The organism is Antrihabitans cavernicola (assembly GCF_008297975.1).
Lineage (GTDB): Bacteria > Actinomycetota > Actinomycetes > Mycobacteriales > Mycobacteriaceae > Antrihabitans > Antrihabitans cavernicola.
Map to the genome: position 1 here is coordinate 22,412 of NZ_VLNY01000029.1, position 8,841 is coordinate 31,252.

Here is an 8,841-nt window from a genome sequence, read left to right on the forward strand (position 1 = left end):
AACGCGTTATTCGAGCCCCTGCTCGATCGCGTACCTGGTGAGCTCCACTCGATTCGCCAGTTGCAGCTTTCGCAGCGTTGCCTGCACGTGATTCTCCACCGTACGATGGCTCAGCGAGAGTCGCGTGGCGATCTGCTTGGCGCTCAAACCCTTTGCCACCAGGCGTAATACTTCGGTTTCGCGGTCGGTGAGTGCTGGAACTTCGGGCGCCCGCGCGTCCACAGGTGCGGTGGCCATGCGTCGATATTCACCGAGTACCAGCCCCGCGAGACCGGGTGTGAACACCGGCTGGCCTGCGGCCGTCGCGTGCACCGCATCGATCAACTCGGCCGCCGATGCGCTCTTGACCAGGTACCCGGACGCTCCAGCCTTGATCGCGTCGAGCACGTCGTCGCGTTCGGCGGACGCCGACAGCACCAGCACCCGACTGTTCGGCGACACCTGCAGTACCTGCGTCGTGCCCTCGGCACCGTTGCCGTCGAGCAGCTGCATGTCCATGAGCACCACGTCCGGTTGCACAGCGGCCGCACGGCGAGCAGCGGCTGCGACCCCCTCCGCCGTTGCGACGACTGCGAATCCCGCGGCGTCGAGATCGCGGGAAACGCCGTCCCGCCACATCGGATGGTCGTCGACCACCATCACCGAAACCTGCTCCGACACAGCACTATTCCTTTCCAAGACCGGTGGGGACCTGGAATTCCCACTCGGTCCCACCGTCGGGCTCCGTCAACAACGTCGCGGTGCCGCCGAGCGCATCGATACGCCCGCGGATCGACTTGGCCACCCCCATACGGCCCTCGGCCTCGGCCGCTACGAGTCGGCCTGCAGGGATTCCCGACCCGTCGTCACGCACGCTGACGATCACGTCCGCACCGACATCTTCGAGCAAGACGTAGGCCTTGGCCCCCGGACCGGCATGCAACTCCACGTTGGACAGCGCCGTCGCCACCGCCGCTGCCAACTCGCCACCCACCCAGCGGCCGACCAACACCGGTTCGCCCGGCGTGGACACCGACACCGTCTGGCGCGCCTGCGTGCGCAGCAGTGGCCGCAGGTCGACGGCAGCACCGCCCGCATCGGAATCCGCACCGAGCCCCTGCTCCGAGATCAAGACCCGCAGCGCCACTTCCTGTTCACCGGCCTTGTCGGCCAATTCTGTTGTCGGTCCGCCGATTTCGTTCCCACGACGTCGCACGTAGGCCAGCACCTGCAGGACGCCGTCGTGCACTTCGCGAGCCAGCCGTTCGCGTTCCTCAGTCGCGGCGGCAAGGCGGATGGCGCGTTCGAGTTGATCGTGGGCGCGGATCGCCGTGTTCGACGCCATCCCGAGAGCCAGGCCGGCCGAGATCAGCACGGGTGCAGTGGCATCGGCCCACAGGTCGAGGTTGAGTTGATCGCGGACAACGGCACTGACCGCCGCAATGCCCGCACCGGTCAACACCCCCACCAACGGGCCGCGCAGGATGGCCGCCGAGATCACCGCATTGGTCACCCACAGCGTGGTCGGCAGGGTTTGGTGCGTGCTGTACCAATCGTGGTCGGCGACCAACCGCGTCGACGCCATCAACCCGATCACCACTACCTGGTCCGCGATCACCACCCAACTGCGCGGCACCGAATTTCGCGCGAGCAGCAGGGCGGACACCCCCGACCACACCGCGGTCAACGCGACGAAGAACCAGCTGAGCCGCTGATTCGTGTAGTTGTCGACAGTGACGACCTGGTAGCCGACCGCATAGACCAGCGTGATCAGCCGAAACGCCTGCGACGCACTCCACAGCGGCGCGCCCGGATCGTTCGAGGTCCCGGCTATCGCCCGAGCACGGAAGCGACCGACCTCATTTCGGTACATCTGTGGGTTCGTCCGGTTCTACCGTCGACTTCTCGCCGGCTTCCATCTTCTCGTAGACCTCTTCCGGATCGTCGGCGAGCAGCGACCGAATCGCGGTGTTCAACACAGCCACGATCGGCACCGCGAGCAAACCACCCACGATCCCCGCGAGCACGATGCCCGCCGTGATCGCCAGCACCACCCCGAGCGGATGAATGCGGACAGCCCGCCCGAGCAGCAACGGTTGCAGCACATGGCCTTCGATCTGCATCACCGCGACGATGATCCCGAAGGTGATGAGCGCGGTGATCAGCCCTTTGGTGACCAGCGCGATGAACACCGCGACGAAGCCGGTGAGAAACGCGCCGACGATCGGTATGAACGCGCCGACGAACACCAGCGACGCGAGTGGCAACGCCAGCGGCACGCCCAGTATCGCGAGGCCCGCACCGATGCCGATCGCATCCACGGCAGCGACGGCGACCGTCGCACGGACGAATCCGATCAGCGAATGAAAGCCCTGCCTGCCCGCTGTTCGCACCCGTCGCCGATTCGCGGTCGGAACGATGCGGGTGACGAACTGCCAGATCTGCTCGCCGCCGTAGAGAAAGAAGATGAGGATGAAGAGGGTCAGGAAGGCGCCGGTGAGGATTTCGCCGATCACGGTCGCGGTGGTCAGCGCGCCACTGGTAAGACTGTCCTGATTCGACCGGATGGCCTTGACCACCGAGTCGCCCGCCTGATGAATCTGGTCCTTGCTGAAGTGCAGCGGGCCGTCGGTGAGCCAGTCCTGCACCTCGGTGATGCTGCTGGTGATCTGATCGCTCAGTTGGGGCAGACCGTCGATGAACTGTTCGACCACGAACGTCAAGATTCCGGCGAGCGCACCGATCGAACCGAGGATCGCGACCAGCACGCCTGCGACTCTCGGCACACCTTGGCGCTGCATCCAATCGACCAGCGGCGCCAACATCGCGGCCGCCAGCAGCGCCAGAGCTACCGGGATCATCACCGTCGACAACCGGTGCACCACGTAGCCAAGGGCGAGTAGACCTGCGAAGAGCACCAGCAAACGCCACGTCCACTCGGCGCCAACCCGCACCAGCGGGTGCACGGCCTCCGCAGGCAAGGCCGTGCCGCGCTGGTCTGCAGGCGGGTTCGCGCTCATCCGGGCGAGCCTATCGGGAACGTCGGACACAAGGCGGAACGTCGGGCCGCAACGCTAAATTGGTTACCGTGTCGACACCCTTGGAAGCCGTCAAGCAGACAATGCATACGCGTTGGCCGCTGTACATGGCGTCGATGGTGTTCGCGAACGGCTTCGGCGCCGTCCTGGTGTTCGCGTTCATTCGCCACGGCCTGCCGATTCCGGAAACGACGTCGATCGTCCAAGATCGGTCGCGCAACGTGGTCATTTTCGCCACGCTGCTCGCCATCGGTGGCGCGATCAGTCTGACGGCGGCCGCGATGATGCTGCGTCCGGTCGTTCGCTGGCAGTTGCGCGGCGGCCCACCGAGCCGCCGCGAACAGCTGGCAACCCTGCACGCGCCGCTGCGTCAGGCCCTCATCCATCTGGTGCTGTGGCTGATCGGCGGCGCGGTATTCAGCGCGCTCACCATCTCGGCGGCACCGTCGATCGCGTTCGCGGTGATCCTCACCGTCTGTATGGCGTCGACTCTGGTCTTCGGTTTCACCTACATGTTGGGCGAGCGCATCCTGCGCCCGGTCGCGGCATCGGCGATGAGCCAAGGCAGGTTCGAGGAAGGCCTCACCCCCGGCATCTGGACCAGGATGGCCATGACCTGGGGGCTGGGCACCCTCGCGCCGACCATCGGCATCGTGCTGCTGTGCGTCACGCAGATCTCCACGAAGATGGACTTCTCCGCGAACGCGCTGGCGATCGCCATCCTGCTGCTCGCGGTAGTGGTGATCATGCAGGCGCTCGCGCTGACGATGCTGACCAGCACCAGCATCTCCGACCCGATCCGCCAACTCACCCGCGCCATCGAGCAGGTGCAGAACGGCAGCCAGGACGTGCAGGTCGAGGTGTTCGACGGCAGCGAGATCGGTCGGCTGCAGGTCGGCTTCAACCGCATGATGGAGGACGCGGCGGAGCGCACCGTCCTCAAGGAGTTGTTCGGCCAGCATGTCGGCGAGGACGTCGCGCGACGAGCACTCGAGTACGGAACCGATCTGGGCGGTGAAACCCGATTTGTCGCCGTGTTGTTCGTCGACATGGTCGGCTCCACCGCCGCGGCTGCCGAACGCCCGCCGAGCGAGGTGGTGACGCTGCTCAACGAGTTCTTCCGAGTGGTGGTCGAGGTGGTTGACAAGCACAACGGTTTCGTGAACAAGTTCGTCGGCGACGCGGCGTTGGCCATCTTCGGAGCGCCGTTGGATCGGCCCGACGCGCCCACCGCGGCCTTGGCCGCCGCCCGCGACCTGAGGTGCGCGCTGGATTCTGTTGCCGGATTGGATATCGGTATCGGCGTCTCCGCCGGGCTGGCGGTAGCAGGAAACATCGGTGGTGCCAACAGATTCGAGTACACGGTCATCGGCGACCCGGTCAACGAGGCTTCGCGGTTGACCGAGCTGGCCAAGGATCGCCCGAGTCGCGTCCTGGCGTCGAGCAGCGCGCTCTATTTCGCCGAGGACGACGAGCAACGGTTGTGGGAACTCGGCGACGAGGTCCAACTGCGCGGTCGCCGCCGCAAAACGCATCTCGCCTGGCCGGTGCCGAGTCCGTAGCGGCGCCCCGCAGTTGGTTACCCTCACTATGTGGGAGAGCCCGAAGCCGACGCGCCCGAGGTGAACCCTCGGCGCTCGCGTGGCCGGTTCTGGTGGTTCAAGTGGGTAGTGGCAGTCGCGTTGGCCGCCCTGCTGATCGCCGAAGGCATCTATCTTTGGCCGCGGCTGCACGAATCGTGGAAGGCGCTCACCGAGATCCATTGGGGCTGGGTTGCCATCAGTGTCGCCGCCCAGGTGCTCTCGCTCAGCTCGCTCGCGGGCTTGCAGCGGCAGCTATTGCGAGCAGGCAACGTCCGAGTAAACCATCGCAAGTCGCTGTCGGTCGTCTACTCCAGCACCGCGATGTCGGTGACACTGCCTGCCGGTCAGGTTTTCTCCACCGCATTCACCTATCGCGAGACGCGCCGCTGGGGCGCGAGTCCTATCGTCGCGTCGTGGCAGTTGGCCATCTCCGGCGTCATCTCCGCGGCAGGGTTGGCGTTGTTGGGCGTAGGCGGCGCCCTGCTGGTCGGCGGCACCGTGAACCCGCTGTCGCTGATTCTGTCCGTCGCCGGTGTCGCCGCGATCATCTTCGGGGTGCACTACGCATCGAAGCGACCGGACTCGATCGAAGCAGGCGCTCGATGGATTCTGGCCAAGTACAACGGTTTTCGTGACCGCCCCGCGGACAACGGCATGGATCGGGTGCAGGAGATCCTGCAGCAGCTCGAGTCGGTGGACCTGAACAAGCGCGATGCCGGTGCGAGCATCGGGTGGGCTCTCGGCCATCGGTTCTTCGACGTCGCCTGTCTCGGTGCAGCGTGTTATGCGGTCGGCGCCGATCCCAGGGTGATGGGGCTTCTGGTCGCCTTCGCGACCGGTAAGGCCGTCGCATCCATTCCGCTGGCACCGGGCGGGCTCGGCTATTTCGATGCGACGCTGATCTGGTCGTTGACGTGGTGGGCGGGCCTGACTGCGTCGGGTGCGGTCGCGGCGGCCTTCGTCTACCGCGCCATCAGCTTCATCATGGTCGCGATCATCGGGTGGATCGTCTTCCTCTTCATCTTCCGCAAACACCAGCACGAAGACCTCGGCTTCGACGTCGAGACCGAGCAGCGGGAGCAGCGCGATCTGCGGCACAAGCACAACTGAAAAGTTCACTTGGAATAAAGCGGACCGCGGTCCAGTTCAGCTAAAGTAGTCATTGAATACTTGACCAATAAGGAGCGCACATGAGCACACCAACACTTTCCGCAGGTACCTGGGTAATCGACCCGGCGCACACCAACGTCGGCTTCTCGGTTCGCCATCTCATGGTCAGCAAGGTCCGCGGACGCTTCACCGAATTCTCGGGACAGATCGTCGTAGCAGAGGACGGCACCGCCTCCGCCGACGTCGAGATCCAGGTCGCCTCGGTCACCACCGACAACGCACAGCGCGACGGCCACCTCAAGACCGCCGACTTCTTCGACGCCGAGAACTTCCCCACCGCGACGTTCAAGGCCACCGGCGCCCGCGTCGACGGTAGCGACTTCAAGGTGGAGGGCGATTTCACGCTCCGCGGCATCACCAAGCCGGTCACGCTCGACGTCGAGTTCCTCGGACAGAACCCGGGCATGGGCCATGGTCCGGTCGCGGGCTTCGAAGCCAAGACGGTCATCAACCGCAAGGACTTCGGCGTCAGCTTGGACATGCCCCTCGAAGGCGGCGGCACCGTCGTCGGCGACAAGATCACGCTCATTCTCGAGGTCGAGGTCGGCCTGCAGGCCTGATCGGACCAATGCTCCAAATCGGGCGCGAAAGTGCAGTTCAGTAAACTGTAACTTTCGCGCCCGACTGGATTAACCGGGATTTTGCTGCCAGTCTGTGAGCATGGGTAAGCATCGTGCGACTCCGAAGCGGCATCCACTTGTCCCGATTGCACTGCTGACGCCTGCAGCGGTCGCGGGTATCGCGATCGCCGCAGCGCCTGTCGCGCAGGCTGCACCCAATCCGGTCGACAACCTCTCCACAGTCCCGGGACGGACGTCGTTGTCGTTCGACTTCTCCCCGCTCAACGTTCGCGTGGGAACTCCCAATTCCACCGAAGCTCGATCGGGACTGTCGACCGTGAAGCTCTACATCGCCGACTACGCTCTACGCCACGGCGACGGCTCGGCGAGCGACCGCGATCTCGCGCAACGGATGATTCAGCTCTCCGACGACAACGCCGCGCAGCAACTCGACGCGAAGTACCCGAACGCTCTCGATGCCGACGCCGCCGAGTATCACCTGACGAGCACGCACCGCGGATCGTTCTGGGGCGACTCCGTCACCAGCACGGCGGACACCGTCACATTCTTGGAAGCCAAGAAGGCCACCGATCCGATGTCGCCGATCCTCGGTTGGATGGCAACCGCCAATCCCGTTGCGGCAGACGGCACACACCAGGATTGGGGTACCGCGCATCTGCCCGGCGTGATCGGCACCAAGTGGGGTTGGTCGGACGAAGGATCACCGGAAGTCGCTTCAGCGTCGTTCGGTCCCGACTTCTCGGTCGCCGCGCAGACCGAGGGCAGCGCCGCCGACGAAACAGCCGATGTCCAAAACGGATTCGGCCCCGCGGGCCTGCCGCCGCTACCGAGGCTCGACCAGTTGATCACCGACTTCAACAACGGTTTGCAGCACGTTCTGCCGCACTAGATTTCGCTTGGGACTAGTCCCGAGCGAGCAGGTAGTGGTTGATCGCTATCCCGGTCGCCGCTCCCGCGCCTGCCGCGCCGATGGCTTGTGCGCTTTCGGTGACGACGTTTCCTGCGGCGAACAATCCGGGGATGCTGGTTTGCCCGGTCCGATCCGTCGTCACCCAGCCGCTGTTCGGAGCACTGTCGTCTGCCGTGAGACAGCCTGCGGCGGTGAGTAATTCATCGTGGGGAACGAACGTCGGCCCGACGAAGACGGTGTCGCGCGAGACGCGACGTCCATCGGCGAGCTCAACGCCTTGCAACCGATCGTCCTCGACGATCACCTGGGCGACGGCACCGTCGATGATTTCGACTTCCCGCGCGATCAGCCGGTCGCGCTCGTCGTCGGTCAGTTCGATCAGGTTCGGGAAGAACACCACATCGGACGACCACTGCCGCAGCAACGACGCTTGATGTAGCGAGAACGGCCGGTTGTTGCCGCCGATGACACCGAGAGCGGTGTCACGAACCTCGTAGCCGTGGCAGTACGGGCAATGGTGCACATCGTTGCCCCACCGCTCGGCGAGGCCGGCGATGTCTGGCAGCACGTCGCGAAGCCCGCTGGCTACCAAGACAGCTCGGGAGCTGAGAGCTGGGCCGCCCGCTGTTGTGAGGACGAAACCTGTACTCGCTTGCTCGATCTGAACAACGCGATCCGCAACAATCTCGCCGCCGTAGCCGACTATCTCCGATCGGCCTGCGGCCAGCAGGTCGTCGGGCAAAACCCCGTCACGCCCCAGATAGCCGTGGACGTGCGACGACGGCGCATTCCGCGGCTGCCCGGAATCGATTACCACTACCCGTCGGAGCGATCGCGCCAGCAACAGAGCTGCAGAGAGTCCTGCAGCGCCACCGCCGACGATCACAACGTCATAATCCATGAAAACTTCACCCCACCAATTGTTTTCGATAGTTCTGCCAACGCACCCCGCTTTCGACACTACGTAGCGGTGGTTGGGTCAGTCAAAATCTGATGCTCAGGGATCGTCGTCCTCGGACTCGTTTGCCGCTTCGATGGCTGCTTCGATTGCTCGGTCGAGTAGTTCTTCGGGGTGGTGGCAGTGGTTGATTCTCGGCTTCTGTTCCGGGTCAATATGTTTCGGTGGAATCCACAGAGTTCGGCCAGGATATTCATGGTCGTCGTCGGCTTTGATGGTTTGCCACCCGGTTTCTGTTTTCGTGATCAGGGCGTGGCAGCCGTCGCAGGCGAAGGTTTCGTTCTCGATATCGGTTTTGCCGTCGTCAGCCCATTCTTCGGGGTGATGGACCGCGCACAGCGTTGGCGGTTTGTCGCAGCGGGGTTTGGTGCACCCTCGGTCGAAGGGGATGAGGATCAGGCGTTGTTCGCCGCTGGCGAGGCGGCTGGCCCGGCCCAAATGCAGTGGTCGGCCGGCGTGGTCGAAGATCGCCAACCAGGGTCTTGTCTTTTCGGCCATTTTCAACGCGTCGGAAACGGGGATACGGCCACCGGTCGCGGTGGTCGCGACTCCGGCGGCTTCTTCGAGTTGATCGAGGGTCATGGTGATGATCGCGGTGACGGGGAGTCCGCGGTGGCTGCCG

Annotated in this window: 9 protein-coding genes; 4 read left to right on the forward strand and 5 right to left on the reverse strand. The window is 64.5% G+C overall.

What is annotated here, in order from left to right:
* Positions 1 to 6: 6 nt before the first annotated feature.
* From FOY51_RS26575 to FOY51_RS26585, 3 genes are read right to left on the reverse strand one after another with little or no spacing between them, the layout of a single operon-like run.
* The gene (locus FOY51_RS26575; protein WP_149433289.1) at positions 7 to 639 is read right to left on the reverse strand and encodes a response regulator; all 633 of its coding nucleotides are present in this window, start codon (positions 637 to 639) and stop codon (positions 7 to 9) included.
* 25 nt (positions 640 to 664) lie between these two features.
* On the reverse strand, positions 665 to 1,852 hold the full coding sequence (macS, locus tag FOY51_RS26580; protein WP_149433281.1) for a MacS family sensor histidine kinase: 1,188 nt from the start codon (positions 1,850 to 1,852) through the stop codon (positions 665 to 667).
* Positions 1,839 to 2,999, reverse strand: coding sequence for an AI-2E family transporter (locus FOY51_RS26585; RefSeq protein ID WP_149433282.1), 1,161 nt, complete (start codon positions 2,997 to 2,999; stop codon positions 1,839 to 1,841). The genes macS and FOY51_RS26585 overlap by 14 nt, the downstream gene beginning before the upstream one ends.
* Before the next feature lie 125 nt (positions 3,000 to 3,124).
* Here FOY51_RS26585 and FOY51_RS26590 point away from each other — a divergent pair, with 125 nt between their 5' ends.
* The 4 genes from FOY51_RS26590 (at position 3,125) to FOY51_RS26605 (ending at position 7,240) form a co-directional block, all read left to right on the forward strand.
* The gene (locus FOY51_RS26590; protein ID WP_149433290.1) at positions 3,125 to 4,579 is read left to right on the forward strand and encodes an adenylate/guanylate cyclase domain-containing protein; all 1,455 of its coding nucleotides are present in this window, start codon (positions 3,125 to 3,127) and stop codon (positions 4,577 to 4,579) included.
* A 30-nt stretch (positions 4,580 to 4,609) separates the two neighbouring features.
* Positions 4,610 to 5,710 carry a lysylphosphatidylglycerol synthase transmembrane domain-containing protein gene (locus FOY51_RS26595; protein ID WP_149433283.1) on the forward strand — a complete coding sequence of 367 codons (1,101 nt, stop codon included), beginning with the start codon at positions 4,610 to 4,612 and terminating at the stop codon, positions 5,708 to 5,710.
* A gap of 80 nt (positions 5,711 to 5,790) precedes the next feature.
* Entirely contained in the window at positions 5,791 to 6,330 is a 540-nt protein-coding gene (locus FOY51_RS26600) for a YceI family protein (protein WP_149433284.1), read from the forward strand.
* Between the two features lie 100 nt (positions 6,331 to 6,430).
* On the forward strand, positions 6,431 to 7,240 hold the full coding sequence (locus FOY51_RS26605) for a hypothetical protein (protein ID WP_149433285.1): 810 nt from the start codon (positions 6,431 to 6,433) through the stop codon (positions 7,238 to 7,240).
* A 13-nt stretch (positions 7,241 to 7,253) separates the two neighbouring features.
* On the opposite strand, the gene FOY51_RS26610 is transcribed toward FOY51_RS26605, so the two are convergent.
* Both FOY51_RS26610 and FOY51_RS26615 read right to left on the reverse strand, forming a co-directional pair.
* Positions 7,254 to 8,162 carry an NAD(P)/FAD-dependent oxidoreductase gene (locus FOY51_RS26610; protein WP_149433286.1) on the reverse strand — a complete coding sequence of 303 codons (909 nt, stop codon included), beginning with the start codon at positions 8,160 to 8,162 and terminating at the stop codon, positions 7,254 to 7,256.
* A gap of 96 nt (positions 8,163 to 8,258) precedes the next feature.
* On the reverse strand, positions 8,259 to 8,841 hold a 583-nt coding region (locus FOY51_RS26615), incomplete at its 5' end, for an HNH endonuclease signature motif containing protein (protein ID WP_149433287.1).